20 protein-coding genes and 2 pseudogenes are annotated in these 25,718 nt (G+C 61.8%); 4 read left to right on the top strand and 18 right to left on the bottom strand.

The genetic code is table 11. From position 1 onward, the window contains the following. Nucleotides 1-422: 422 nt before the first annotated feature. From B0G69_RS35630 to B0G69_RS35615, 4 genes and pseudogenes are all read right to left on the bottom strand, one after another. On the bottom strand, nucleotides 423-2,447 hold the full coding sequence (locus tag B0G69_RS35630; RefSeq protein ID WP_121324766.1) for an acyl-CoA synthetase: 2,025 nt from the start codon (nucleotides 2,445-2,447) through the stop codon (nucleotides 423-425). Then, the gene (locus B0G69_RS35625) at nucleotides 2,444-3,400 is read right to left on the bottom strand and encodes a fumarylacetoacetate hydrolase family protein (protein WP_121324765.1); all 957 of its coding nucleotides are present in this window, start codon (nucleotides 3,398-3,400) and stop codon (nucleotides 2,444-2,446) included. The genes B0G69_RS35630 and B0G69_RS35625 overlap by 4 nt, the downstream gene beginning before the upstream one ends. Before the next feature lie 35 nt (nucleotides 3,401-3,435). Continuing rightward, entirely contained in the window at nucleotides 3,436-4,506 is a 1,071-nt protein-coding gene (locus tag B0G69_RS35620) for a VOC family protein (RefSeq protein WP_121324764.1), read from the bottom strand. 124 nt (nucleotides 4,507-4,630) lie between these two features. Continuing rightward, nucleotides 4,631-5,278 (bottom strand): annotated as a pseudogene (locus tag B0G69_RS35615) (FAD-dependent monooxygenase); the annotation flags it as partial. Nucleotides 5,279-5,483: 205 nt separating this feature from the next. Between B0G69_RS35615 and B0G69_RS35610 the strand changes: the two are divergent. After that, nucleotides 5,484-6,239: a TetR/AcrR family transcriptional regulator gene (locus B0G69_RS35610; protein ID WP_121324762.1), complete on the top strand. Its 756-nt coding sequence runs from the start codon at nucleotides 5,484-5,486 to the stop codon at nucleotides 6,237-6,239. Nucleotides 6,240-6,630: 391 nt separating this feature from the next. On the opposite strand, the gene B0G69_RS35600 is transcribed toward B0G69_RS35610, so the two are convergent. The 6 genes from B0G69_RS35600 to B0G69_RS35575 all read right to left on the bottom strand — a co-directional run bounded on the left by B0G69_RS35600 (nucleotide 6,631) and on the right by B0G69_RS35575 (nucleotide 16,200). After that, the gene (locus tag B0G69_RS35600) at nucleotides 6,631-7,320 is read right to left on the bottom strand and encodes a PqiC family protein (protein WP_121324761.1); all 690 of its coding nucleotides are present in this window, start codon (nucleotides 7,318-7,320) and stop codon (nucleotides 6,631-6,633) included. Next, nucleotides 7,317-8,912: an MlaD family protein gene (locus B0G69_RS35595; RefSeq protein WP_121324760.1), complete on the bottom strand. Its 1,596-nt coding sequence runs from the start codon at nucleotides 8,910-8,912 to the stop codon at nucleotides 7,317-7,319. The genes B0G69_RS35600 and B0G69_RS35595 overlap by 4 nt, the downstream gene beginning before the upstream one ends. Before the next feature lie 67 nt (nucleotides 8,913-8,979). Further along, on the bottom strand, nucleotides 8,980-10,320 hold the full coding sequence (locus B0G69_RS35590; RefSeq protein ID WP_121324759.1) for a paraquat-inducible protein A: 1,341 nt from the start codon (nucleotides 10,318-10,320) through the stop codon (nucleotides 8,980-8,982). A gap of 182 nt (nucleotides 10,321-10,502) precedes the next feature. Further along, nucleotides 10,503-11,966, bottom strand: a complete 1,464-nt coding sequence (locus tag B0G69_RS35585) for an efflux transporter outer membrane subunit (protein WP_121325117.1) — start codon at nucleotides 11,964-11,966, stop codon at nucleotides 10,503-10,505. A 2-nt stretch (nucleotides 11,967-11,968) separates the two neighbouring features. Then, nucleotides 11,969-15,142, bottom strand: a complete 3,174-nt coding sequence (locus tag B0G69_RS35580) for an efflux RND transporter permease subunit (RefSeq protein WP_121324758.1) — start codon at nucleotides 15,140-15,142, stop codon at nucleotides 11,969-11,971. Next, nucleotides 15,139-16,200: an efflux RND transporter periplasmic adaptor subunit gene (locus B0G69_RS35575; protein ID WP_241991697.1), complete on the bottom strand. Its 1,062-nt coding sequence runs from the start codon at nucleotides 16,198-16,200 to the stop codon at nucleotides 15,139-15,141. Before B0G69_RS35575 ends, B0G69_RS35580 begins: the two co-directional genes overlap by 4 nt. A 538-nt stretch (nucleotides 16,201-16,738) precedes the next feature. Here B0G69_RS35575 and B0G69_RS35570 point away from each other — a divergent pair. After that, complete coding sequence (locus B0G69_RS35570; protein WP_199731498.1) at nucleotides 16,739-17,494, top strand: TetR/AcrR family transcriptional regulator; 756 nt, start codon at nucleotides 16,739-16,741, stop codon at nucleotides 17,492-17,494. A gap of 117 nt (nucleotides 17,495-17,611) precedes the next feature. Here the strand turns inward: B0G69_RS35570 and B0G69_RS35565 are convergent, their stop codons facing one another. The 3 genes from B0G69_RS35565 to B0G69_RS35560 all read right to left on the bottom strand — a co-directional run bounded on the left by B0G69_RS35565 (nucleotide 17,612) and on the right by B0G69_RS35560 (nucleotide 19,547). Further along, nucleotides 17,612-18,667: an AI-2E family transporter gene (locus B0G69_RS35565; RefSeq protein ID WP_121325114.1), complete on the bottom strand. Its 1,056-nt coding sequence runs from the start codon at nucleotides 18,665-18,667 to the stop codon at nucleotides 17,612-17,614. A gap of 118 nt (nucleotides 18,668-18,785) precedes the next feature. After that, complete coding sequence (locus tag B0G69_RS40860) at nucleotides 18,786-19,097, bottom strand: hypothetical protein (protein WP_147440821.1); 312 nt, start codon at nucleotides 19,095-19,097, stop codon at nucleotides 18,786-18,788. A 267-nt stretch (nucleotides 19,098-19,364) separates the two neighbouring features. Further along, a complete protein-coding gene (locus B0G69_RS35560; RefSeq protein WP_121324757.1) occupies nucleotides 19,365-19,547 on the bottom strand; it encodes a hypothetical protein in 183 nt (60 codons plus the stop codon). A 445-nt stretch (nucleotides 19,548-19,992) separates the two neighbouring features. Between B0G69_RS35560 and B0G69_RS35555 the strand changes: the two genes are divergently transcribed. Then, nucleotides 19,993-20,349 (top strand): hypothetical protein, encoded by a 357-nt coding sequence (locus B0G69_RS35555; RefSeq protein WP_018417923.1) that lies wholly within the window; start codon nucleotides 19,993-19,995, stop codon nucleotides 20,347-20,349. A gap of 786 nt (nucleotides 20,350-21,135) precedes the next feature. Here the strand turns inward: B0G69_RS35555 and B0G69_RS35550 are convergent. Beyond that, nucleotides 21,136-21,756: a TetR/AcrR family transcriptional regulator gene (locus B0G69_RS35550; RefSeq protein WP_121324756.1), complete on the bottom strand. Its 621-nt coding sequence runs from the start codon at nucleotides 21,754-21,756 to the stop codon at nucleotides 21,136-21,138. A 177-nt stretch (nucleotides 21,757-21,933) separates the two neighbouring features. Next, nucleotides 21,934-22,871: pseudogene (locus tag B0G69_RS35545) on the bottom strand (transposase); the annotation flags it as partial. Between the two features lie 18 nt (nucleotides 22,872-22,889). Here B0G69_RS35545 and B0G69_RS35540 point away from each other — a divergent pair. Continuing rightward, nucleotides 22,890-23,207 (top strand): hypothetical protein, encoded by a 318-nt coding sequence (locus B0G69_RS35540; protein ID WP_199731469.1) that lies wholly within the window; start codon nucleotides 22,890-22,892, stop codon nucleotides 23,205-23,207. A 217-nt stretch (nucleotides 23,208-23,424) separates the two neighbouring features. On the opposite strand, the gene B0G69_RS42405 is transcribed toward B0G69_RS35540, so the two are convergent. From B0G69_RS42405 to B0G69_RS35525, 3 genes are all read right to left on the bottom strand, one after another. Continuing rightward, nucleotides 23,425-23,646, bottom strand: coding sequence for a hypothetical protein (locus B0G69_RS42405; RefSeq protein WP_241991696.1), 222 nt, complete (start codon nucleotides 23,644-23,646; stop codon nucleotides 23,425-23,427). A gap of 162 nt (nucleotides 23,647-23,808) precedes the next feature. Further along, entirely contained in the window at nucleotides 23,809-24,780 is a 972-nt protein-coding gene (locus B0G69_RS35530) for a TIM44-like domain-containing protein (RefSeq protein WP_121324754.1), read from the bottom strand. A 126-nt stretch (nucleotides 24,781-24,906) separates the two neighbouring features. Continuing rightward, the gene (locus tag B0G69_RS35525; RefSeq protein ID WP_121324753.1) at nucleotides 24,907-25,263 is read right to left on the bottom strand and encodes an HPF/RaiA family ribosome-associated protein; all 357 of its coding nucleotides are present in this window, start codon (nucleotides 25,261-25,263) and stop codon (nucleotides 24,907-24,909) included. Nucleotides 25,264-25,718: the final 455 nt, after the last annotated feature.

Here is a 25,718-nt window from a genome sequence, read left to right as displayed (position 1 = left end):
TTTCGTAGCCACGATTGGCGGACGTTCGCATGTCCCTGCACTCTAGTAAGCCTGCATCACCAGGCGTTCGATCTCAGGCGGGAACACGCACCACGCGCCGTCGCGATGCCGGAAGAAAAAAAATCCGAGCGGGCCTGCCGGTAGCAGTAGCTCAACACGCACGCAGGGTCTCTGATTCGAGCGCGCACGCCTGAACCGGGTGACGCGAACCGATGTCGACGAAGTCAGCCCGAGCCATTTTTCCACCTGCGAACGCAAAGTCCTCTCTGACGCAACGCTCATTCTCTTTTCCTTCACACCAGTAGCACTACTAACGTAAAGACACTGACAGGTATTGAACCGCAGCATCGTCGCGCCTACGCCTGACTAACCTTTAATCCGGGTGCATGACCGAATGCGCCCCTCTGATCTCGTGGCACGTGTCACGTTGGGCTGCCCAGCGAGTCTGTCGCTGCCGGGCCGTCCCCCGCTACCGATTGCTCCGCCCGTGATGGCCTTGCGGCGGCCGAGATCGAAAATGCGAACGCAAAGCGCCCGAGCGTGGACGTCGCCAATGCTTCAAACCCGGGGTCGGCAAGTTCGACCTCCAGCGACAGTCCGCGCGAGGTTTCATCAATGATGTGAACGGTTGCATGCTCGACGCCAGCCTCCGCGAGTGCCCACTCCAGGGCGTCTGCCGTTTCGCGCCGTTTCAGCGCCGGCTTGAAAATCTTGCCGACGCCCGTCAGCGGCATCGCATCAATGATCCGTATCCCCTTTGGTAACGCGGCGCGTTCGTTGATCTCGTGACGCAGAAACTCAACCAGTTCTGCTTCGGTTGCGGTTGTGCCTGGCTTCAGTTGGACGTAGGCGACCGGCAACTCACCCGCGTGCATATCGGGGCGCCCTACAGCCGCGGCGATCTGGACTGAGGGATGACGATGCAGTGGTTCCTCGATTGCCGCAGGATCGACGTTGTGTCCGCCCCGGATAATCAGCTCCTTCTTCCGGCCGGTGAGCCAGAAGTAACCGTCAGGGTCACAGCGTCCGAGGTCGCCGGTATTGAGCCAGCGCTCGCCGTCGCCACTTTCCATCCAGATGCCATTGTTCTGCTCTGGCCGCGTATAGCCGGCGAACACATTCGGCCCGGAGATAACCAGCTGGCCCACCTCATCCGCAACGCAATCCCGCACATAGCGGCCAGTTCCATCGACCACTACGGCTTTCATTGCCTGCCCTGGAAGACGCAGACCAATCGAACCGATTCTGCGCTCGCCAAGCGGAGGGTTGACGCTGCTAACGCAGGTGCCTTCGGTGAGGCCGTAGCCCTCAAGGATTCTTATTCCTGTGCGATCCTGGAAAGTGCGAAGTAGTTCCACCGGCATGGGGGCGGCGCCGCACAGGCCATACTCGAGTGAACTGATATCGTGCTCGCCAACAGGCACGTCCAGCAGGGACCCGTAAAGTGTCGGCACACCGCTGAAGAAGTTGACACGGTAATGTTCGACAATTTCCCAGAAACGATTTACCACGCCCTTGCCCCGGTACCCTTGCGGTGTGCCGAGCACGACGTGGGCACCGCGCGAGAACGCCAGCAAGCCTGTCACCATCACGGCGTTGACGTGGAAGAGTGGCAAGCCGCAAAAAATCGTTTTCCCCGGACCAATGCTTTCGCCGAAGAGTTGCCCCGCGCTCCACGCATTGGCCACTTCGTTGCCATGCCGTCGAATCGCAATCTTCGGCAGCCCCGTGGTGCCGCCCGTGCAGAATAAGGATGAAACATCAGCGATGCTGATTCGACGCGTGCTGCTGACCGCCTCCTCGGATTCCCTTGCAATGGCGGTATGGAAATCGTGAATGCAGACATGCGCAGGAACTGCGCCGTGAACGACGCCAGACCCATCAGGATGTGCGCACTCGCCACGTTCAAGCATCCGGGCCGCAAGGCCCTTTTCCTCAGGCATGCGGTCGGCCGGGTTCACAAGCACCAGATGCTGCAGGCAAGGGAGCTTGCGCAGCACTGCCTGCACCTTCTGCCAGAGGTCAGTTCCGGGAAACGGCGCCAGCGTGACGAGCACGCTCGCGCATGAGGCGTTGAGCAGTTCGCCGATGGCTTCACTCTCAAGCAGCGGATTGATCGCGCAGACAATCCCGGCGGCTTCTCCGCCCCAGATCACAAAGTGCGTCTCAGGAAGATTGGGCAGAACGTATGCGATAACTGAGTCGCGATGTACGCCCAGGCGCGCAAACATGTTCGCGGTTCGCGTGACATCGCGCACGAGATCACTGTACGTCCAGCACTCTGCGTTGCGGTGGTCGTCGGCGGTTGCAAAGAACGAAAGTGCGGGTGCCGACGGATTAATCGCCGCGCCCCGGCAGATCATCTCGTAAGTGCTCGACGGCAGATCCGCCGGCAAGCCCTGCTTTTCGATGGCAAGGACTTCGTCCATGTTTGCGATGCCTTTCATGCTGCCTGTTCCACAACGACGTTATGCTGCACGCCCAGATTGATCGAGCGATCGTAGCTGGCGATATGCGCCTCCACGACGTCTCCGACCTTCAGATACTGCGGCCTTTCCTCCTGCATTTTCAGGAAAAGACGCCATTTTTCCGCGTCAGGCAGCTGCGCCGCGGCGCGCTGCTTTTCGGGCGATGGAATGCTCAGTGCACAGCCAGACGGCGTGCCCGTCGCCAGCAGGTCGCCCGTGCGCAGATCATGCACGCCTGAAAGCTCGGTCAAGGTCTCTGCCGGTCCATAGACAAGACCCGCAGTCGTGTCATTCTGGCGGACGATTCCATTGACCGTCAGTGTCAGCACGAGCTCCTTCAACTTCGCGATATCGTGTTTCTCAAGGAGGCAAAGGTAAGGGCCGACAGGGCCAAACGTGCGGTAGCTCTTGCCCTTGTAAAACTGCATCTGCGGAATCTGGATATCGCGCGCAGAGTAGTCGTTGACGATCACGACGCCAGCAATGTAGTCATGCAGGTTCTCGTCGGTGACCGTTTCTTGGGACGTGACGTCGCGTTTGAGGACAAGACCCAGTTCGATCTCGTAGTCGAGGAACTGCACTTCCTTGGGCTTCACGACGGTGGAGTCGGCAGGAACGATGCAGCTCGTCGCCTTCGTGAAAATCATGTTGAATTTCTTCACATCCGGGTCCATGCCCGATTCGATCATATGCTGGCGATAGTTCGCGCCCTGGCAGATGAACTGCTGGTTGGCGGTCACGGGCGACAGCCATTGCACTTCCGATTCGGGAATCGTCGGACCGACTAGCTGGAGCAGCCGTTCGACCGGATTGGCCTCGATAAACTCGGCGGTCGACTTGAATTCGCCAGCAATCGGCGTGATGGCGCCATTGGCGACTACGCCCCACTGGGCGCGGCCATCATGAAGGTAATGCAGAACGTGAACTGCCATTTATCGATCTCCGGATTCTATGAAAGTGGGGTGGTTCAGGCGAAAAGCTTCGCCAACGTGCGCAGCTTGCTCAACGTCAGGTCGGGGCTGCGGCGCAGGTTTCTGAAAAGTGCCACGACGCTCGCGGGTGTGAACCTGGGCTTCGTGAAGCTGCGCGGCATCGTCGGCCCCCATTGGGCCATCGCCTCGCGGCTCACCGCATGGACACCCGTCGGCGCGTCCGCCGTAAAGAGGTCGCCGTCGCAATAGTGCTCGTGCTTGTCGCCCAATGGGTCCTGCCAGTAATCGAAGATCTGGCTGCCCAGCTTATGCCGGCCGATCCCCCACGCGTGCGTCCAACCTTTGTCGCGCAGAATGCGTTGGCCCATGCCAACCGCGTCGGCGTCGACGACTTCGTACGCGCTATGGCTGTAGGTGGGCACGAAGCCTTGTGCAAGCGCGAGCGTATGATGATCGGCCGGCTTGTCGCCGAGATCGAGCCGCATGAACGCGACGGCCGGCGAGCCATCGGGAAGCACCTGGACGTCGCTGGGGATGAGGCCGAAATGCCGCGTATACCACGCGCAGGTTGCCTGGAAGTCGACGAGTTCGAGCACGACGTGTCCGAGCCGGATGATTTCCGGCGCGCCTTCGGGCGGTCGCTGCGTCCCGTTGATCCGGACCGTCGCATCAGCGGAGTTGAACGGCAAGGGCGGCCGATGGGACAACGTTGCGGCTGGCGTTTGGCCCCATATCGCATCGACGCGAAAGCCCGAAGGGTCGGTCAGTCGCACCGTATAGCCGCCGCCGGGCAAGGGCGAGCGTTCGACCTCCGAAGCGCCAGGTAGTTTTGCAAGTGCATCAAGATCGACCCTGTTGCCGACCTGTAGCCCAAAGCCAACGAATCGGGATTTCGGCGCCTTCCGGACGACATAGCAAAAGTGTGAAGCACCCGTTCCCCGCAGTAGAAGGAGCGCGTCGCTGCGTGATACGGTTCGAAGCCCGAAATCATTGAGAAATTGCTCGGCTTTCTCGAGATCCGGCCGGTCGAACATCAGATAGGCTAATGCTGACGCTCTAGTAGTGGGATCGGGATGACGGGCCGGTTGTGCAGTAGTCAGTTTCATGGCGAAAAAGGATTCAGACAGTTCGGACTGCGTATTGGGTTTCCAGCGTCGGCGCGCTGATGGGACTACACAGCAACGCAAGACTCTTCCGCGCGATACGGTTCACGTCGGTGGCCGGACCGTCGCGCATCAATCTGTGAGTCAACTGCGCGACTGCGCCGCTTCGCGGCATGACGAGCTTGCCCATGAACTTTGCGAGGTCGATCATTGCCTTCGCATGGGGGCGCCGCTCCTCGTCATAGCTATCAAGAATCCTTGGGTCGGCGCGTCCCTGCACCACCCATGCGAGCTTCCAGCAAAGATTGGCGGCGTCCCGAAGTCCTGCAGCCAGGCCCTGCCCGACCAACGGGGGCGTGATGTGGGCCGCGTCGCCTGCGAGAAACACCCGAGCGTTGCTGAATGCATCAACGGTGCGTGCATGGAAGTGATACACGGACTTGCGCCCGATGATCATGTCGTCGACATTGCCCCAGGGAGAGAGCCACTCCCGGATGCGCGTCTCCGATTCCATATCTTTGTGACGTTCGCCAGGCCTCAGCATGAATTCCCAACGTTCACGGCCGCCAGGCGCGACCCTATGCGCGGTCGCCCGACGGTGATCGCAGATGAACTCCACCTGGTCAACGGGGCGCGGAACGTGCCGCGCATCGACGATCAGCCAGTCCTCGGCGAGCGTCTTGCCTTTGAATGCCTGCCCAATGAGCCGCCGAACCAGTGAGCTCGCGCCGTCCACGCCAACCAGGTAGGGGGCACGGACTAGATGAGGGCGCCCGTGCGGACGAACCCGGCCATGCCGGTTCGACGGCGCGGCGCCGTCCTTTGCTGCTATCTCCACAGTCACTCCGGCTGTTGTCTGTTGTATTTGTGTAAGAAGCTCGCCTTCGGGCGGCCTTTAGTGACATTAAAATCATTCCTGAGCGTTTTGTCAACCTAGACATTACGATCTATACTTAGGCATAACCAAGCTTGGATCCATCATGCCGAAAACTACAAATCCCAAGACAGCAAAGCGTCCCACCCGTGCCGCGCCGGTCGCCCCGGTTGCCGTTGCCGAAGGACCGGAGCCGCGCGGTGCGCGTCGCAAGCGCGAGACGCGCACGCGCCTGCTCGACGCCGCCCTCAGGCTGATGGCCGAAAAGGGCATGGAGGGCGTCGCGATCAATGAAATCACTGAAGCCGCCGATGTCGGCTTTGGCTCGTTCTACAATCACTTCGAATCGAAAGAGGCGATTTACGCGACGCTTGTCGACAACGTGTTCGAGGATTTCGGGAACATGGTGGATCGGCTCGCCGGTGGCGTTTCCGATCCGGCCGAGGTAATTTCCGTCGCCGTGCGCCATACCGTGATGCGCGCCCGGGTCGACCCCGTGTGGGGACGTTTCCTGATACGTGAGGGGTTTTCAGCGCGCGCTTTCAGCCGCGGGCTCGGCCAGCGGCTGATGCGCGACATCGCTAAAGGTATTGCCGCGAAGCGCTTCGTGGTCGCCGACCCGTTCATCGGACTTCTTTCGGTCGGCGGCACAGTCCTCTGTGTGATTGCCGCCGAGCTGAACTACGTCGCTCCGGGCGCACCCGCCGCAGCCGTACTCAAGGAACTTGGCTTTAGCGGGGAGCACTTGGCTGAGCGTACGGCTGCAATGCTGCTGCAGACACTCGGGCTCAAGCGCGCGGAGGCGGAGAAAATTGCAGCGCGTCCGCTGCCGGTCGTGGAGGAGACTGTCGACGCCGATTGAGTTCAGAGGTCCGGTCCGATCGGTGCCATCGGTCTGATCGGCCTGAAGTCAGCCGAGCAATCAGCTCGCGCTCGTTATCGTCGAGAGCTTCGCTGTGGAACCTCGAAAGACTGTGAAGCGGTCGCGACACAACTCTGACCGGATGAGGCGCCGATGGCAAAAATGGCCACGCATGGAGCAGGTAGATGAGTGGCGTGATCTCGCGGCGTTCGCACGAGCGATCAAAGAGCGCGATGCACAGGTCATCGACCTCCTTGCGCAAGCAGGGATCGTCGTTCCCACTGCGGCTGCAAGCATCGGGAACGAATAGCGTAAATGTGCCGGCATAGTTGCGGCGACGGTATGGTTCCATTTCCCTCCCGGTGCGTTGCGCATCAATTCCTGTATCGGCTCAGCCCGCCAGAGCCGGGCACGTCAACGCCGAATTTCTCATACCCGCGGGCATGCGCGCCGGTGCAACGGCGGACACGAACGGCGCCGCCGAAAATTCCCGGACGGCTTCGCCAATTTGAGTGCCTATCCTTCGCACTGCGACTCGATGGCCGTTGACGAGTGCATCGTAGCCGGCCGATACGCGCTGGCTGACTATGCTGCGGCAGGTCAATGTTCGTGAGTCGTTCGACTTGCGTACACTCCAGGTGACGTCAAGCAGCGCGTGTGAGCCCGGCCACGATTCAAAACGCTGCACGTCGACGGAGACCTGATACGTGCGAGCGTCCTCGGCGTGACCAGGCTGGTACGTGTCGGGGCCACTCGCCTGTCGAGTCGCGGCCGCGAGCAGCGCATTACGGATCTCGTCTGCAAGCGGCGATGCCCAGCGCTCGTTTTCCAGAATCCTGACGCGCGCCGCATCGACCTGTACGACGAACTGGCTCCTTGCGACTGAAGCCGGCACCTTCACCGTGCGCATGTCGATCCAGAAGGCCGGACTGACCGAAACATTTGCGCGCGTCGGTTCGCTGTCAGTGGCGAGTGTATAGAAGCGGGCCGGCGGGGAAGCACAGGCGCTCAGCGCGGCCAGACCCATGACGGTCGCGATACGGGCGATTGCGCACCACGCGCGGGATTGGATCAGTTTCACCGTTGGTCTCCTTTCTTGCCGAACAGGAGCGCCTGAGGATGACGTTCCAGATAATCGGCGAGCGCATTGAGGGATTGCAGCGTGCGTGTCAGTTCCTGCATCGCATCCTGAACGTCCGACTGCAGGGGCGCGGTCTGCCGGAGCGTCGTTTCGGCGGTACTGAAGGTTTTCTGCGCGGCCGCCAGCGTGTCGCGGGCTTGTGGAACGACCTCTGTGTCCATGTGCCCGAACAGCTTGTTGGCGTTTTCCAGTGCACCGTTAAGATTGGCTCCGATCTTGTCGAACGGCACCTGATTCAGCTTCCTCGCAATATCGGCAATCTGCACCTGAAGTTCGTCAAGGGTGTTAGGCACAGTCGGCAGTTCAATAGGATTGCGATGTACATCGACGCTCGCCCGAGGCGCTTTCGGAAACATGTCGAGCGCCACGAATAGCTGGCCTGTCAGCAGGTTGCCGGTTCGCAACTGACCGCGCATTCCCTCCATGACGAGGTTTTCCAGCAACTCATGACCACCCTGCGAGTTCGGAGCCGGTAGCGCTTCGCTGGAGCGCCGGCTGAGCCGGTCGGGATACAGCGCCAGCGATACTTTCATGCTGAAACTCTTCTCCTTTTCGTTATATTCGATACCGATGTCCGTCACCTGCCCCAGCGCGATGCCTCGAAGGTCGACAGGAGCGCCGACAGACAGACCGCGCAGCGACTGGTTGAACCGCATCACGACATTGAGCGGCGCGCCATCGGGCTCGCGCATCGCGTCCGACTCGTCCGATGCGAGTCGGAACGCCGCCTTGTCAGCGGCCGGTTGTCCGGCGTCCTGACCCGGCGGCGACTGGAACGCGAGGCCTCCGATGACCACCGTCGCCAGAGATTGTGTGTTGAGCTTCAATCCGTTCGAATCCAGACGGAGGTCGACACCGCTTGCGTGCCACCACCGTGTATTAGTGCCGACATACCGGTCAAACGGGGCATTGACGAAAACATTGACAATCACGCCCGCGCCGTTCGGATCGAGTGAGAAGCCGACCACCTGGCCTACCTGGATGCGATGGTAGAAGATCGGCGCACCGATATCGACGGACCCCAATGAGTCGCCTCTTAGCGTGTATTGATGCCCCGGCTGCCCGGACGTAACGATCGGTGGACTTTCGAGGCCGACAAATGCAGTTTGCCTTTCCGAAGACTGCCCAACGTCGACACCAATAAACGGACCGGACAGCAGCGTACCGAGGCCCGAGATGCCATTAGCGCCCACGCGCGGGCGAACCACCCAGAAGCGCGTGCCTCGGCTCGCGAACTTTTCTGCCTGTTTGGTCAGCTCGATCGTGACAATGACGTGCTGCAGATCCTTTGACAGCGCGACCGCCTGTACCGAACCGATTTCCACGTCCTTGTATTTGACCTTCGTTTTGCCCGCCTCCATGCCCTCAGCGTTGCTGAACGTGACCGTCACTGTCGGTCCCTTGTCGGTGACGGATTTGACTACCAGCGCAACACCGATCAGCGCACAGATGAGCGGCACTAACCAGATGAGGGAGGGAATCCAGCGTTTTCGCGGCTTGATGTCAGGTCTGGGTGGCGTGGGAAGATGCATCGCTCGGAGAGTAGTTCGAAAATATGAGTTGATTGAGGAGTGCGCAAGCCGCTGAAACGGTATTGGTTCATGGCCGTGAATCGCGCGCTGGCCCGCAGCGAACGTTGTCCCAGATCAGCCGCGGATCGAACTGATGCGACGCGAGCATGGTGAGAATCACCACCGCGCCGAAAGCCAGCGCGCCCGGACCGGCAGTGACAACGGCAAACGAACCGAAATGCACCAGCGCGACCGTCAGCGCGACAACGAAGATATCGAGCATCGACCACCGGCCAACGCACTCGACGAGCCGATGCAGCCTCGCGCGTTCGAGCGGCTGCCAGTCCGGACTGCGACGGGCCGCTACGATCTGCAGCGTGAGAATGGCGAGTTTGAGCATCGGCACCACGACGCTGGCTACGAACACGACGACGGCGAGTGGCCAGTCGCCAGAAGTCCAGAAGTACGCCACGCCGCCGAGGATCGTGTCGTCCTCCGAGTGGCCGAGGGATGACGTGTGCATGATCGGCAACAGATTCGCAGGTATGTAGGCGAGCGCGGCGGCAAGAACCAGACTCGACGTGCGCGTCACGCTATCGGGATGGCGCGTGTGCAGCATCGATTCGCACCGCGAACAGCGCTGCTCTGACGACGCCGCGATGTGCTTCTGCACCAGTCCACAGGTATGACAGGCTATGAGCCCGGCGCGCCGCGCCGTCATATGCACCGCCGGCGCGGGCTTCCGCCCGAAGAACGTCAGGGCTCGCGGGGCACACCTATGCTTCAGTCTGGTCCAGCGGATCTCAGCGGGTCGTCGAAACGTTATTTCGTCCCGCCTTGACCAGAGCACGCGCGGGTCGAAAGTGGCGAGAAACGCCAACATCAACGTGAGTGCACCGAATGCAAACAGTCCTGGCCCAGGGATCACCTGCGCCATGCTGACCATTTTCACGATCGTGATGACCACGCCGAGCATGAACACTTCGACCATGCCCCATGGCCGAATGAACTGCACGACGCGAAGCATTCCGTTGAAATGACGTACTACCTTGCCAAAGCGCAGCGGAACCAGCACATAGAGAAGGGCGAGGAGTTCGATCAGCGGAAACAGGATCGCCGAACACAAGACCATCATTGCGACGATGCGCATGTGTCCCGTCCACAACGAGCGCACCGCGCCGAATAGCGTCGCCTCCGACGTCATACCGTTGGTCTGCAGTTGTATGACCGGGAAAGCCTGCGCAATACAGAATGTGATCAAAGCTGCAACGGTGACCGCACAAATCCGGTCCAGCGGCACGCTCGCGCCCTGCGTTCCTTCGAGGCCTGCACGGCAGCGCGAGCAACTCGCGGTCAGCCCGCCCCGCAGCAGAGGCTTGCGAAACAGCAGATCGCACTCGCGACAGGCGATCAGTTTCTTATATTCCATACGGGGAACCGGACAACCTGAAGTTCTGGCGCGTTGGATGCACACGAAGTCCGGCTTGACCTTCCTGTGCGTGGGCGCATTCTTATTTGAGATAGGAAACGACTGCTCCGATACCCGCCGGTACAGTCGAGGAAGAGCGGCCTGATCGGCAGGTCGCTCTTGCCGTCTTCATCGACACGCGATCATTGCGCCGACGCCGTTTGCGGCTGGCCCGGCGGCAGTTCACCCATCGCCTGGAACAGTGCGACGGTATCGTTCATGCGCTGGCTTGCCGCGCGAACCGAGCTGATCTGCGCACCGAGAAGCCGCTGCTCGCTGGCATGCTCTGCCGTTGACGGCAGCGAACCCATGCGGCGGCGCGACGCGGTATCGTCGTACCCCGCGTGCGCTGCCTGTGCCGCTGCTTCAGTCGACGCGAGTGTCTGTGCGTCGTTATCCAGCGCGGCAAGCGAATCCGCGACATTCTGGAACGCCGACAGAACGGTGGACTTGTAGTTCAGCACCGCCGCGTCGTAAGCATCGATAGACGCCTTGCGGTGTGCGAACAGCGCGCCGCCATGGAAAATCGGCTGCGACAGTCCCGCACCGATCGCCCACAGCCCGCCCGCGCCCGAGAGAACCGCCGGCCAGCTAAAGCCGCCGCGGCCCATCGAGGCCGTCAGCGACAGGCTCGGAAAGAGCTGCGCGGTCGCAGCGCCGACATCGGCGGCGGCGGCCTTCACGGCGGCGTCGGCTGCCTGAACGTCGGGGCGCGAACGCAGCAGGTCCGACGGCACCACGACCGGCACGTGTTCGGGCAACGTCAGGCTGGCGAGATCGGGAACGGCCGGGGCATTGTCCGGCGTGCGACCCATCAGCACCGCGAGCGCATGGATGGCTGTGGCGCGCTGCTGGCGTAACGCAGGAAGACTCGCCGCGGCCGAAGCCGCATCCTGCGTCGACGCAAGCGCCTGCGCACGCGAGACCGAGCCGAGTGCGTAGCGTTGCTGGTCCTCGTCCGCGGCCGTCCTGGCCACGGCGACGAGCCGTTCGGTGAGCGCGATCTGGCGATCGAGTGCCGCTACGCTGATCGTCGTACCGACGATGTTTGCCGCCAGCGCGCGCCGCGCCGCCTCCAGTTGATACGCCTGCACGTTGACGCGAGCGGCGCTGGCCGCATTCGCCGAACGCGTCGCACCGAACAGGTCAAAGGTGTAGGACGAGAAAACCTGTCCGGCAAAAAAGTTATAGCGAACCTCGCTGGGGCCAATGCCGGGCACAAGCGGTGAACGCCCGCGATCGACTTGTGCGGCAGCATCGATTGAAGGCAGCGTCGATGCGCCGACCTGGGCGCGCAGCTCCTGCTGCGCGGCTGCGAGCGTCCGCTGCGCAGCCCCGAGCGTGGGGCTGTTGCGCAAGCCTTCCTCGACCAGTGCACTCAGCGCGTCCGACCGGTAAAGCTGCCACCATTGCGGAACGCCCACTGCGCCGATATCGAACTGCTGCGCCACGCCGCCCGCTGCGACGGTCTTCGCCGGCTGTGCGTCGGCACCGTAGTGCGCAGGCGAAGGCATCGCCGGGGGCGCGCCGTTGGGGCCGAACGTGCAGGCCGTCAGTGTGATGGCCACAGCCACGGCCATCACGGATGTCTTGTAGGCGAAGCTCATCATCAAACCTCCATCTGCTCGGCGACGACCGGTTGCGTTCCGCGCTCGTCGTGCCGGACCCTGAAGCACGCCGCGTACAGCGCGGGCAGGAAGAACACGGTCAGTACCGTCGCAATCGTGATACCGCCCATCAGTGCGGTCGCCATCGGACCGAAGAAGCCCGAGCGCAGCAGCGGAATCAGCGCGAGGACGGCGGCGGCGGCAGTCAGCATGATCGGCCTGAAACGCCTTATCGTTGCGCCGATAATCGCGTCGAAGCGCGGCTGCCCTGCCGCGATATCCTGATCGATCTGGTCGACCAGAATCACGGAGTTGCGCATGATGATGCCGAACATGGCAATCACGCCCAGCAGCGCGACGAAGCCGAAGGGCTTGCCGAACAGCAGCAGCGCGGCCACGACGCCAATCAGGCCGAGCGGCGCCGTCAGCACGACGATGAAGGTCCGCGCGAAGTTCTTGAGCTGGATCATCAACAACAGCAGCACGGCGATGATCATCAACGGCATTTCGGCATTGATCGACGTCTGGCCCTTCACGCTTTCTTCGACCGCGCCGCCCACCTGAATGCGATAGCCGACCGGCAGCCTGGCGGTTTCCGCCGCGAGCGCACGTTCGATGTCGTGGGTCACGTCGATGCCCTGCGCGTCGCCGCGCACGTCCGCCTGCACCGTGATAGTCGGCTGGCGGTCACGTTGCCAGATGACGCCGTACTCGAGCGTATTGCGCACGTGTCCGAGCGAACCGAGCGGCACCGGGCCGTTGGGTGTCGGAATCGCGAGACTGGTCAGCTGCGCCGGATTGACACGTTCGCTCTTTGGCGCACGCAGATCGACGTTGATCAGCTTGTCGCGCTCGCGGTACTGCGTCACCGTGTAGCCCGATAGCGTCATCGCGAGGAAGTTCGACACGTCTTCCGACGTGACACCAAGCTGGCGCGCGCGGTTCTGATCGATCTCGAACGAGATCGAGCGCTCCGCCGGCTCGTCCCAGTCGAACTGGACGTTGCGCGTGCGGGGATCGGCGCGGGTCTTGTCCGCCACCGTCTGCGCAATCGATCGGACGGTCGCGATATCGTCGCCGCTCACCCGGAATTTGATCGGGAAGCCGACCGGCGGACCGTTCTCGAGCCGGGCGACGCGCGCTCGCACGCCGGAGAAATCCTTCTCGAGCTTGCCGTCGAGCCAACGCATCAGTTCCTCGCGGTTTTCCACGCTTTTTGCGGTAATCACGAACTGCGCGAAATTCGGCTGTTGAAGCTGCTGGTCGAGCGTCAGGTAAAAACGCGGCGCGCCGGTGCCGACGAAGTCGACGAAGTGGTCGATTTCGGCTTTGCCGTCGAGTACCTTTTCCAGGCGCTTCGCTTCACGCAGCGTCGCTTCGAACGAGGCGCCTTCCGGCAACCGCAGATCGACCAGCAGTTCCGGCCGTTCCGAGTTCGGGAAGAACTGCTGCGGCACGCGCGTGAAGGCCAGCATGGAAATCGCGAAAAGCACGACGGTGATGCCGAGCACGACCCATCGACGCTCGACGCACCACGCAACCCATCCCGACAGGTGCCGGTAGAAGCCGGTGTTGCCGATTTCATGCGGATCATGGTGTGCACCGCCGGGTTGAGGCTTGCGTTCCGGCAGCAGGTAATAACCCAGCAACGGCACCAGCACGACGGCCGCGAACCACGAAACGATCAGCGCGATGGCCGACACTTCGAAGATCGAACGCGTGTATTCGCCCGTGCTCGATTTGGCGAGCGCAATCGGCAGGAAGCCGCATACGGTGACGAGCGTGCCTGTCAGCATCGGGAATGCCGTGCTGGTATACGCGAACGCTGCCGAGCGCGCCCGGCTCCAGCCCTGCTCCAGCTTCACCGCCATCATTTCGACGGCGATGATCGCGTCGTCGACGAGCAGGCCTAGCGCGAGCACGAGCGTACCGAGCGAAACCTTGTCCAGGCCGATATTGAAGATGTGCATGCAAAGCGCCGTCACCGCCAGCACGATCGGAATCGTGATCACGACGACCATGCCGGTGCGCAGGCCGAGCGAGACGAGGCTCACGACCAGCACGATCGCCACCGCTTCGCCAACCGATTTCACGAACTCGTCCACCGAGTGCTTGACCGCGTGCGGCATGCTCGACACCGGCGCGAGTTTCAGACCCGCCGGCAGCGTGGCCTGCAGTTCGGCGGCTTTTGCGTCGAGCGCCTTGCCGAGGTCGATCACGTCTCCGCCCTTTTGCATCGTCACGCCGATGCCGAGCACCGCCTGGCCGCCGACGCGCATCTGGGTCGCCGGCGGGTCGTCATAACCGCGCGTGACCTTCGCGATGTCGCCCAGCCGGAACGTGCGCTTGTTGATGGTGATCATCATGTCCGAGAGCGCCTGCACGTCCTTGAACGCGCCGCTCGGACGCACGAACACGCGGTCGTCGGCGGTCGTGATGGTGCCGACGGGCGCCACGGTGTTCTGCGCGTCGATCGCCTGCGCGAGCTGTTGCGGCGAAATAGAGAGCCGCGTGAGCTGCGCATTAGAAATTTCGACGAAGATGCGCTGGTCGGGGTCGCCGAAATAGTCGACCTTCGCCACACCGGGTATGCGCAGCAGGACCGTGCGCAGCTTGTCGGCGTAGTCGTGCAACTGCGCCGGGGAGAAACCGTCGCCTTCGAGCGCGTAGATGTTGGTGTAGACGTCGCCGAATTCGTCGTTGAAGAACGGACCGACGGTTCCCTTCGGCAGCGTAGCGGCAATGTCGCCGACCTTCTTGCGTACCTGATACCAGGTTTCCGGCACTTCCTTGACGGGCGCCGAGTCCTTCATGGCGAAGAAGATCATCGACTCGCCAGGCCGCGAGTAGCTCTTGATGTTGTCAATATACGGCGCGGCCTGTAGCTGGCGGCCGATCCGGTCCGTGATCTGTTCCTGCACCTCGCGCGCAGTCGCACCAGGCCAGTAGGTCTTGATCACCATCGTGCGGAAGGTGAACGGCGGGTCCTCCGACTGCGCGAGTTTCGTATAGCCGATCACGCCGAAAAGCGTGGCGAGCCCGATCAGAAAGATCACGAGCTGCTGATGACGCAACGCCCAGGCGGAAAGATTAAAGCCGCCTTCGCCAGATTTGTCTGCCCCGGAAGACGGGACAGGCGCGCTCTCGCGCACGGATTCATCGTCGCGGGAGTTCATGACGGGAAATCCTCCGGATGCAGGGGCGCCACCACCTGCACGTGCTGGCCCGTGCTCACGGCGTGTACGCCCTGCACCACGACGCGATCGCCGTCGTGGAGGCCCGATGCGATGGAGACCGTGCGCTCGTCGTATCGCTGCACCGTCACAGGACGCAGCTCGAGTGTGTCGGTGCCGGTACGCACCACCCAGACAGCGGGGTGCTCGCCCTGATGAAAGAGCGCCGTCACCGGCACCGTGAATGCCTTTGCGCCCGACGCGTCACCGGCGACATCGAACGCAACGGTGGCCGTCATGCCGAGGCGCACTGCAGGGCTGGGCGCGTTCAGGGTGAGCTTGACGCGCCAGGTGCGGCTTTGCGGATCCGCGCCAGGCGACACCTCGCGCACGCGGGCCTCGAAAATCTTGCCGGGCAACGCGGGCAGGCTCACGCGCGCCATGCTGCCGACTGCGAGCGAGCTCAGCGTGCGCTCGGACGCGTCGCAGACGATATCCACGTCGCCCGTCCAGTCGAGGTGATAGATGGATTGGGTTGCCTGAACGTTCTGGCCCGTGTCGGCGTCCTCCGAGGTAATCACGCCGTCGTGGTCCGCTGTCAGCGTCGCATAGCGCAGATTGTCCGAAGCGAGCGCCATCTGGGCGAGCGCCGAGTCGCGCTGCGCAACAGCGGATGCGTACGCATCCTGCGTCTGTTCGAGCTGCGCCGGTGCAATCAGTTTTGCCTGCGCCTGCGCCTGATCGCGATCGAGCTGCTGCTTCGCGTAGACGACCCGGTGTTCGGCGGCATCGAGCTGCGCTCGCGCGTTGGCCAGGTTACTGCGCAGATCGGTCGGGTCGAGCAGCGCAACAACCTGCCCCGCCTTGACGGCGTCGCCGAGGCGAACGCGCCGTTCGATGATCTTGCCGCCCACCCGGAACGAAAGCGCCGTGGAGTAGCGCGCCTGCACCTGAGCCGGCAGCGACGCACTTGCCGTGCGCCCGTCAGCGTGGACGGCCAGGGCGACCACGGGCTTCGGCTCTGGAGCGGCGGCTTCGCGCTGGTGGCATGCCGCGAGCATGACCGCGCAGCAAGCCGCCAGCACCACGCGTGCGCACTGCGGAGATTGGATGAGGGAAGGTAAGAAGCGACGCGCAGGCGCCTGCGCCTGCGCAATAGGGCCGGAATGTTTCACGATGTTCACAAGACGGGTGATAACCCTGGTAAGAAAGTTTCCCGATGCCGTGCAAACCCGAGTGCCAGCAAGCACGGTTCGCTATCAGCGCGGACGTATAAAACAAGCTTCGTTGATACGTTAGTTGTACTTATCGGCGTGCATGGCGGTACTTGCCATCTCGATGTGGCTCCACGCAACCAGTACGTGGGGAGCAGCGCCCGTTCATGCCTACCGCCCGGTGATCTGCTGGTCTGTCAGCTCCGGCCGAGGACTTGGGATCGACCGCTAACGAAATTTTTTCGCTCAGTCGGCATCGTTGGGTCCTTCGTACGTCCGGTTGTCGGCGGCTCGGGTGAGATTAGACCCAATACTGAGTATCTTGTCAACTATGACATAAAAATCTAGAATCCAAATATTGAATAATCACGACTACGAAGCCGACATGCCGCAAGCCCCCAAACCGCGCGCGAGCCGCGCACGCTCTCTCAAGGCGCCAAGCGCGTCCCGCGATGCGATCAATCGAAGCTATCCGCGTGGTGCCCGTCGCAAACGCGAGACGCGCGCGCGCCTGCTCAACGCTGCGCTGAAACTGGTGGCGGCCAAGGGTTTGAGCTCCGTCACCATTAACGAAATCACCGAGGCAGCCGACGTCGGGTTCGGCTCCTTCTACAACCACTTCGAATCCAAGGAAGGCATCTTCACGGCGCTCATCGAATGGCTGTTCGAGGAATTTGCGGATACGCTCGATCGCCTCGCCGCGGGGTTGTCCGATCCAGCGGAAGTGATCGCCGTCTCGGTCCGTCACACGCTCCTGCGGGCCTACCGCGAGCCGGTTTGGGGGCAACTTCTCATTCGCGAAGGTTTGTCACCGCGCCTGCTCAACAGGGGCCTCGGCCTGCGCCTGCTGCGCGATAGCGAGAAGGGCATTTCAGAAAGGCGCTTTGTGATCGCGGACCGACTCATGTCCGTTATCTCCGTGATTGGCACGGTGCTCGCGGGAATTGCCGCCGAACTGCAATTGGCCGTCTCGTCGAAGCGGACCGTTCGTGCGCGAAAGCTGCTTCGCTCGAAGGAGGAGAAGTTTGCCCAGCGAACCGCCGCCATTGTGTTGCAGGCGTTCGGTCTCACACGTGTAGAGGCGGAGCGGATCGCGCGACGTCCACTGCCCACCGTTCCCGATGCTCCCACCTTGCAGTGACAGTGCAACTAGCGCGGCGTTTGCGCACCGTCGCAGGTGCGGCCGCCAGTGCGGTGTCGGATTGGTGGGTGGGCGGGGCGGGTGCCGCGACATCGAATCGGGCGATCGCGACGGCGGTCAACTCTGGTAAAACGCACTCGCGAGATAGCGGTGGCGCAGTTCCCGCAACGCCGATGCGAGGATGGCGCTGACCGGCAACGCGAGCAGCACGCCGAAGAATCCGAACAGCCGCCCAAAAGCCAGCAACGCAAAGATGACCGCGAGCGGATGAAGGCCGATGCGCTCGCCAACCAGTCTCGGCGTCAGCACAAAGCTTTCGAGAATCTGGCCGACGCCATACACCGCGACCACCACGGCCAGCCCATACCAGTCACCGAATTGCAGCAGCGCCGCGAGGAGCGCGAACGCGAGGCCGGTCGCAAAGCCGATGTAGGGAACGAATACCGCAAGCGCGCTAAACAGGCCGACGGGCACCGCCAGATCCAACCCTGCAATCGTCAGCACAGCCGGGTAGAACACGGCGAGCACTGCAATCACCAGCAGTTGCCCGCGCAGATACTGCGACATCATGCAATCGATCTCTCCGACGAATTCCCGTGTCTTGCCGAGCCAGCGCCGCGGCACAAAGCTCGCCATGCGCGCGAACGCCTCGTGCCTGTCGTAGAGCAGATAGAACAGGACGAGCGGCATCAGCACCGCATTGCTCACGACATTGATCATGACGTTGCTGCTGGTGCGCAGGTACTGCCATACGGCAAGCACTGCGCCCTGCCCGTCCGCTTTGAGACGGGCCGTCAGCACCTCGCGGATATTCGTCACGTCGAGCGAATAATCGAGTCCCAGAAAAGCCAGACGCGGCTTCAGCCATCCATCGAGTTTTGCGACGATAAATGGAATTTGCCTGATGAGTTCCGGCCCTTCCTTCTGGACAACTACGCACATGAGCAGCATGACGAGTGCGACGGACAGAGCAAACAAAGACATCATCACCAGCGCCGCAAGGCCGCGCGGAATGCGATGGCGTACCAGCCACTCCACGCCCGGCTGCAAAATGTATGCTGCGAGCGCACCGAGCAGAAACGGCGTAAGCACGGCACGCAGGTTCCACAGCAACACGCCGGCCGCTAACGCAACGGCGCCCCAAAACAGAGATTGACGATGGTATACAGTCATAAGCGCGCCCACTGGGCGAGTGATCGAGTGGCTTTCTTCGTTGGGTCGAAGCATCGGCGGATGCATCCGTCTTAACCGCGGGAGCCGGCGATGCCGAGGTCCCCGCGCGCCGCATCCGTCAGATCGGCGTCGCGCCGCTAGCCGCGCTGTGGGTCCGCCTGGTATCACCCTGCTGGCGCGACGGGTCTTGCGGCGTCGCCGGCTTGCTGGTGCCTGTCTGCGATTGGCCGCCGGGTTGGCCGGCGACTTCGATCCACAATGGATGCGTCATCGGATCGGGCGGCGACATCATTGCCGGTGCTGGCGTCGCGGGAACGACAATCGCGATGACGCGAGGCGCGGGCATCACGGTCGTGGAACAACCGCAGACCGCCGCAGCAACCGGGAACGAGCACAGCAAGGCGAAAAAGAAGCGCGGTCGTCGCGTCATTCGTGCCACCGATGCAGCGAATCGTTGAGGTCTGGTTGAGCAGTCATGGGTGACATTTCCACGGTTGATGCAGCGTGCGCTGGCATTGCGGCGACTCGCCTACAGCAACTTCGCGGACGGGCCATTATGTTGATGATATTATCATGTTCGCGTGATCAGTCAATATTGATTCTACAGATCGAACCGCGCTGCATCCGCCATCGCCGGTACGCCGTGCGCTGCGCTGCCGGTCTGATTCCCGGTCAGTTCGCAGACGCGCAGGAGGGCTCAGTGCGTCATGACGCTCGGGTGCGCGGCGAGGCGCTCGACCTCGAGTAGCGCCTGACCAAGCACATCGATAGCTCCATTCGTGGTGGAGGCCGTAGCAGCGCTGCGCAACGCGTGCTGAACGATGTCGTGAATGACGTCTGTGTTCGATGATCCGGCGTGGAACGTTAGTTGGTGTGCCATAAGTATTCCTGCGTAAAAGCGAAGCGTGTTTTCAGGTGGACGCAGTATAAGCAAAGCGCGCCGCCATTCGACGCGCGCAATTATGAGTTGCGAGATCTTCAATACACGGTTTGCGTGAATCGCGAATCGCTGACATAAGAACAGCAAGCGGAACGTATTCCGATGCCCAGCGGATGCCGTCGAAGCGAATGTGCTGCGTGTCATTCAGACGGTCCGCACCGCCCCTGCCTCCAGACACAGTAAAGAAGCGCGCACCGCTTTAGCGCAATCGGCTACGACCTTGCAGCGACGGCAACTATCCGTTGTCCCGGGGATGCTTGTAAGCAGACGGTAAGCGACTAAACTGGCACTCAACGAACTGGCAAACAGCACTCAAGGCCTCGCCAGACCGTTGTTTCCCAAATACCGCGTCTCCTGCACCCGACGCTCGATATGGAGTCTGATCATGCCAAAGTCGAAGAGATTCATCCCCGCCCCTGTTGTCGCGTCGATCCTGTCGTTCTCGACCGCCGCATTCGCTAACAACAATGGTCCGCAAACGTATGAGCAAGCGGCTGTGCAACCGGTTCAGCGTCAAACGGTCGGCTACCACGAACGCATGAGCGCCGATACGCAACATGCAATGGACTTTCAGGCGGTGTTAGCCCGCGTGGAAGCCCAACGACAGGCGTTCAACAACTACGGCGGGATGACTAGTTCGTCCGCTTTCCTCCCGTCAGACAACGTAGCGTCCGATAGACCCGTCGACTTTAGTACCGCAACAGCGTCCTGGCGTTACAAGGCAACCTTGGCCGCGCGTTGATACGGCCTGCAGCTGCCAATCGCATCAAAATCAACACAACCAACTGTAGAGAATTGAAATGAAAAAGACCTTCCTTGTACTGTTCGCATTCCTTACTAGCACGTCCGTGCTTGCGCAAAGCAACCTGCCGCAGCAATTGCCGTCGCAGCAGGCAGCGTCCGCCGGGCAACCGTCCACGAAGCAGCTTTCACAAGGCGGCCCGCAGCTTCCGCAACCTCCACAGCTTCCGCAACTTCCGACACAAGCGTCGACACAACTTCCGAACCAGATCCCGACACAGGCGTCGACGCAAGTCCCGACCCAGCTTCCGAAATAACCCCGTATGGCTGCGCATCCCGCGCAGCCATACCTAGAGACCGGCGAATGTCGCGGCTACCCGATTCTGTTCATCGCCGTAGGCGCGTGCGATGCACGACGGCGTTTGTGGCGATTCGTTCATGACGTCGGCAAATCGCTGGCCGCGAGACCCTGGTTTTTTGAGCAATGAACTGCTCTCAACGCCTCCCCCGGCAATTCGACGAGGCGCTGCCGTCTTCGCCGGCTGCCAGCGGGTTTCGGCGATCGCATGGACTGCCATTGGCGTGCCCCGCGATCCGGCATGATCCGGAGTAGTCGTCCACTGGCCCATTCACCGCGACGATTGGCGCCGGAACAGGCTGATACCCATGTCAGGCGTTGCAAACGACGGATTTCGCCGACGCTGTGTGCAGGTTGAACTGTCCACCTGGCGACACCGCGGCGGTTCGCTTGCCGTCTTCCAGGGTGCGCGAGCGTCCACGCGCCTGCCTAAGCGGCGTCAGTCCCGTCCGTCGGCCCATATGCGGCCAGGAACACGTCGGCCGCTCTTTGAACGACTTTGGCGATGTTGCGCGCACTCGTATCCGCCGGCACGCCCAGCAGGCAGAGTTCCAGCAGCTCCGCTTCATACAGCCCGCGCAGATGCGCTGTCGCGATGGCTGCGTTAGAGCGGCGCAGCTTCCCGCCGTCAATCAATTGCTGCAGGAAGTCAGTCATCATTTCCCAGCCGGGCTTCGGCCCGCGCTCATAGAACAGGACGCCGACGTTCGACCGGCCACCTTCAAGATGCGCGAGACGGCGCGCCGCGAGCAGTTGCGGTGTCAGGATCGCAACCAGACAGTGCTTGCCGAAGCTCACCAGTGCGTCGCGAACCGGCACAGTGGTCTTCAGTTGCGCGCGTGCGGCTTCTGTTCCCTGTAGCGCGGCGGTGCCCATGAACTCAATGAACATCTCTTCCTTCGACTTGAAGTAGTTGTAGAGCGTGGCCTTTGACACGCCCGCCCGCGCCGCAATCTCGGACATCGACGCAAGCTCGAACCCCAATTCACTGAACACCTCAAAAGCGGCGTCAACGATCACCTGCCGCTTTGCTTCTGTTTTCACCCTCATCTTCAATGCGCTCCTTTGGTCGGCGGCGACTGATCAACGACATGGCCGGCGACGGCGACGCCCTAGACCGGCCCTCGACTTTCAATGTGATGATTCTATCATATCTGATCCGTACAGTTTATTTATGTGGACGTGGATGATGATGCAGATAACTAGGCTGTGCAGTATTTAAGTTGGGTAAATCGCACGCTGACCCGCCGGGCACAGGCACTGGTCGTCTTTGGCGATATAGGTGAAGTCAGCCCGATTCAAAGCGGCCGTCAGCCTTTGCGCCGGAGGTTTGGTTCTTTGGCACCAGTGCAGCGATGCCCGCGGCGTCGCATGCCTTGATCTCCGGCGCGCTAAAGTATCCGCGGTCTGCCAATGCCTTGCGTTTCTTCTTGCCCATCATCCCGCGCTGCTTTAGCCATCGGGCTCGACTGCGTCCGGTCGTTGCCAACATTCGTGACTTCGTGAGTGACGATGAGATGGTGTCGGGTGTCGATGGCTACCTGGACGTTGTAGCCAACCACACCCGTTCCCTTGGCTTGCGAGATCATCGAGCGTGAACCGGGATCGGCCAATGAGATCTGCCTTTCCGGTAGGTCGTTCAGAAACTTCGCTGCGTGGTCCAGATCGCGCATCTGTTCTCGCAAGGTTTCGATCTTCTTCCGTAGGCGCTTGGTCTTCGCTTTTACCTCATCCGCCTGAATACGGTCGGCTGTCTCCATTGCGTCCAGCTAACGCTGGATACTTTGCTCGATCTGCTCCTGACGCCGTGCAATCTTGTTAGGCGTGAAGTTGTTGTCGCGGCTGTTGACTGCCTTGAACTTGCTGCCGTCAATCGCGACTACAGCCTCTATGAACAGTTTCAGATCACGACAAATCATCACGAAGCGTCGGCATACGTTGCGGACACCTTGTCCGTTACTCCGTCTGAACTCTGCGATGGTCTTGAAGTCCGGCGGCAAGCCGGCCGGTCAGCCACATTAATCCGGCATTGCGCTTGCACTCCCGCTCCAAGCGTCGACTAGACTGCACACGATTGATATATAGATCTTCAGCAGCACTGCCGGGTGGTAAGAAGGTCGCCCGGTGATCGCCGGCGTGGTGCCTTCGAAACCGAGGGATGCCAGCTGGCGAGTACGGCGCCATTGCTGGCGATCGGTATCGGCATCGCGCTAGCGGTTCCGTCGATCAATACTGCGGTCCTTGCGAATGTCGATCCGCGATCCGTCGGTATTGCTTCAGGCGTGCTGAACATGGCGCGTCAAATTGGAGGCGCACTCGGAGTAGGTGTCTTCGGATCGCTCGCCATCGGAACGGCCGGCAACCCGGTCAGCGGGCTGCACGCGGCGGTCATGATGGCTGGGGCTTTCATGGCGGCGGGCGTGATAATGGCGATTACGGGTTTGAAACCGGCAGGATCAGTGGAGCGGCCGGGAGCGGCTCGCCAGGGCATTCGACGGTGAGACCGTTGTCGATGTAATAGGCTCCAAGCCACCCTGCTCTGCCGTTTGCTTGTCCGTCGGCCGGATGGCCGCCTTCAGACGGTGATGCGACACGGCGTCCGGCCGGCATACTAAGGAACTCTGCCGTGCCGACAAGTGGGGCCAAGCCGATGCTATCGAGCAGGCACGCTGCTCGCCCGATGCCATCGTTGACGCGTCCGCGCATGGAAGTCATCGATTAGTCGGCTGATCCAGGCGCGCAGTAGTGAGCAAACTGCTCTGCGGAGAGCGCGAAACCCTTCCGCTTGGCGAGTTCCCAAGGACGTTCGCATTGGTGCGTGGATTCACACCAGGAATACCCAGCCGAACCGATACAACCATGTGCATCGCGATCTGCACCGGCAACAGGTAACGGGCTGCTGGGCGGCGAGGCCGCGCAAGCGCTTAGCAAGCATGTCATCGTGACAGTGGCCAGGCAAAAAGAAAAGTAGTCTCGACGCATAGAATGAGTCCCGGATTTGTGTGATGTCGGATTTTGGTCTGTTTGCCGTTTGCGCGTCGCGCAATAGCGCTTGTGGGCTAACCGGCAGCGAGCCGCTGCCGGTTCCGACCGCGCTCGATGCTAACGGCCAATCTGCTGTATCCCCGCCAGTCGCCAGGCCTGGTCGCCATGCCCGACGCCCACGATGTTCCAAACCTCCTCGAACGGTTGCGCCGTCTGCGCGTCCTCGTCTTCCCGCATCTGGCCGTGAAAGCGAAGGCTAACCAGCGTTTCGCTGCCGTTGTGTTCCGTGGCCAACAATTCCACGTCCAGCTGCGTGATTTCCGTATGGCTCGGCTGGTTGCCCCGATCTTCCAGGTCCCGCTTGATCACCGCGAACATTTCCGGGGTTGTCAGCTCGAAAAGGTCGCCTTGTTCGTTCTGGTCCCAGGCGCGTTGCAGACGCAGGAACAAGGTCTTGGCCGATGCCAGCAAGACCGCCTGATCGAGCCCGACAGGCGGCCCCGGCACCGTCGTTGTTTGTGCCGCTGCGGCGGGATTCATCGCTGTGCGCGGCCAGGCACCGAAATTCGTCTCAGGCGCCGCCTGCCCGCTCTGATTCATGAGCAAGGAGCCGTTCATGCGCTGCCCGTTCGCCGCGTCGTGCCCATAAGCGAGATCTGGACGGCGCCGGTTGGCAATGAAGCGGAACAGCATGATGCCGGCGACAATCACGAGGCCAATCACCACTACGCTCGACAGCATCTGGGCCACCCCTTCACCCAGCCCGGACGACGACATCAGCGCGGCAATGCCGAGTCCTGCGGCCAGGCCGGCGAGCGGGCCCATCCAGCGGTTGCCTGGCTTCGCGGCAGCGGCCGCCGGCGCGGCCTGCTGCGCCGGTTGAGCTTGCTGGCTCCGTTGGCCTTGCCCGGACGGCGACGCCGTCTGCGACTGGCGGCCGAAGCTACTACCACCGCCAATACGCTTCGCTTCGGCATGGTTGGATGCAACAGTGCCCGCGACGAGCACTAGCGCCATGGCCAGTACAGCGGTACCGCGCGTCACGACACGCGCAAGGCGTCGCAGCTGATTGATTGTTTGCAAATACATAAGAATCTCTTTCGTGTAGGACGGAAATTCGCGAAGGTCGCCCGAACGCGTCTTTCCATCGCGGACCGCAAATAGCGAGCAATACCGCTCGTACGATGCCGCCGTAGCCGTGCAAGCATGGCTTGCTTAGACGGCGTCAGGTTCAGCGCTCCAGGTGCACTCGCGTTGACTCGCGCGGCGCCTCGCGACGCGCGCCTGGCGCCTGCGGACGATCGAAGAAACGGCGCGGCCAAGCGCGAGATCGAGGGCGCCGCGCCAGTCTTTCGCGATCGACGTCACCACGACCGGGGTCGCACCGGGCACCTGCACCTGCACCTGGCAACGCTTATCGAGTCCGCGGCGCGGGCCGTTGACGTCGGAGAGATTGACGGTGGCCCGGGAAACCAGCCACGCCATCCGGCGGAACACAAACTGGGTGCGTTGGCGCGCGAAGCTGCGCAAGCGTGCAGCTTCAATGTCGCAGGACTTGAACAGGACTTGCATGAGACCTCCATCAGAAACAGAAAATACTGGGTTAGCGAAACAACGACCGCCGGGGCGGAAGCCTGTGTGCTTAGTCGTTGAAGCCAGTCTATCGGTTTAACGCACCATTACAATTACCCTTCACCCAACAGATACTTTCGGCATCTGCAACGTCATCGGGGTACCTCGCGGCGCAAAGCAATTACAAACGACGAACGACGAAACGCCGGAGCGAAACGAATTCGCCCCGGCGCAAGAATGCAATGAAACTGTCGCTAATACTGGAAGGGGAATGGAATGCCGGTCTGCGCGGCTAGGTGCAGGCTGCCGTCACGCGCGTTCGTCATGCCGCTGGCCGCGACCTGCGCAGTCGTGGTGGTCTCGTGCCAAATTCAGGCCGGTGTTGGTTATCGCCGCAAGACTTAATTCACCCTGGCCCGGCGTCCTTCTACTGCGCGCCATCGAATCGCACCCGG

It is taken from the genome of Paraburkholderia sp. RAU2J, assembly GCF_003634845.1.
GTDB classification, from domain to species: domain Bacteria; phylum Pseudomonadota; class Gammaproteobacteria; order Burkholderiales; family Burkholderiaceae; genus Paraburkholderia; species Paraburkholderia fynbosensis.
Note: the sequence above shows the minus strand (reverse complement) of the source record. Positions and strands in the feature narration are given on the sequence as shown.

Bases quoted from the DNA above. Each gene is read 5' to 3' on its own strand.
- B0G69_RS35555 (WP_018417923.1), top strand. From the start codon at position 19,993: ATGCCAAAGTCGAAGAGATTCATCCCCGCCCCTGTTGTCGCGTCGATC.
- B0G69_RS35620 (WP_121324764.1), bottom strand. From the start codon at position 4,506: ATGAAACTGACTACTGCACAACCGGCCCGTCATCCCGATCCCACTACT.
- B0G69_RS42405 (WP_241991696.1), bottom strand. From the start codon at position 23,646: ATGACATGCTTGCTAAGCGCTTGCGCGGCCTCGCCGCCCAGCAGCCCG.
- B0G69_RS35630 (WP_121324766.1), bottom strand. From the start codon at position 2,447: ATGAAAGGCATCGCAAACATGGACGAAGTCCTTGCCATCGAAAAGCAG.
- B0G69_RS35570 (WP_199731498.1), top strand. From the start codon at position 16,739: ATGCCGCAAGCCCCCAAACCGCGCGCGAGCCGCGCACGCTCTCTCAAG.
- B0G69_RS35580 (WP_121324758.1), bottom strand. From the start codon at position 15,142: ATGAACTCCCGCGACGATGAATCCGTGCGCGAGAGCGCGCCTGTCCCG.
- B0G69_RS35525 (WP_121324753.1), bottom strand. From the start codon at position 25,263: ATGCAAGTCCTGTTCAAGTCCTGCGACATTGAAGCTGCACGCTTGCGC.
- B0G69_RS35610 (WP_121324762.1), top strand. From the start codon at position 5,484: ATGCCGAAAACTACAAATCCCAAGACAGCAAAGCGTCCCACCCGTGCC.
- B0G69_RS35585 (WP_121325117.1), bottom strand. From the start codon at position 11,966: ATGAGCTTCGCCTACAAGACATCCGTGATGGCCGTGGCTGTGGCCATC.
- B0G69_RS35565 (WP_121325114.1), bottom strand. From the start codon at position 18,667: ATGACTGTATACCATCGTCAATCTCTGTTTTGGGGCGCCGTTGCGTTA.
- B0G69_RS35530 (WP_121324754.1), bottom strand. From the start codon at position 24,780: ATGTATTTGCAAACAATCAATCAGCTGCGACGCCTTGCGCGTGTCGTG.
- B0G69_RS40860 (WP_147440821.1), bottom strand. From the start codon at position 19,097: ATGACGCGACGACCGCGCTTCTTTTTCGCCTTGCTGTGCTCGTTCCCG.
- B0G69_RS35590 (WP_121324759.1), bottom strand. From the start codon at position 10,320: ATGGAATATAAGAAACTGATCGCCTGTCGCGAGTGCGATCTGCTGTTT.
- B0G69_RS35560 (WP_121324757.1), bottom strand. From the start codon at position 19,547: ATGGCACACCAACTAACGTTCCACGCCGGATCATCGAACACAGACGTC.
- B0G69_RS35550 (WP_121324756.1), bottom strand. From the start codon at position 21,756: ATGAGGGTGAAAACAGAAGCAAAGCGGCAGGTGATCGTTGACGCCGCT.
- B0G69_RS35625 (WP_121324765.1), bottom strand. From the start codon at position 3,400: ATGGCAGTTCACGTTCTGCATTACCTTCATGATGGCCGCGCCCAGTGG.
- B0G69_RS35595 (WP_121324760.1), bottom strand. From the start codon at position 8,912: ATGCATCTTCCCACGCCACCCAGACCTGACATCAAGCCGCGAAAACGC.
- B0G69_RS35575 (WP_241991697.1), bottom strand. From the start codon at position 16,200: ATGCTCGCGGCATGCCACCAGCGCGAAGCCGCCGCTCCAGAGCCGAAG.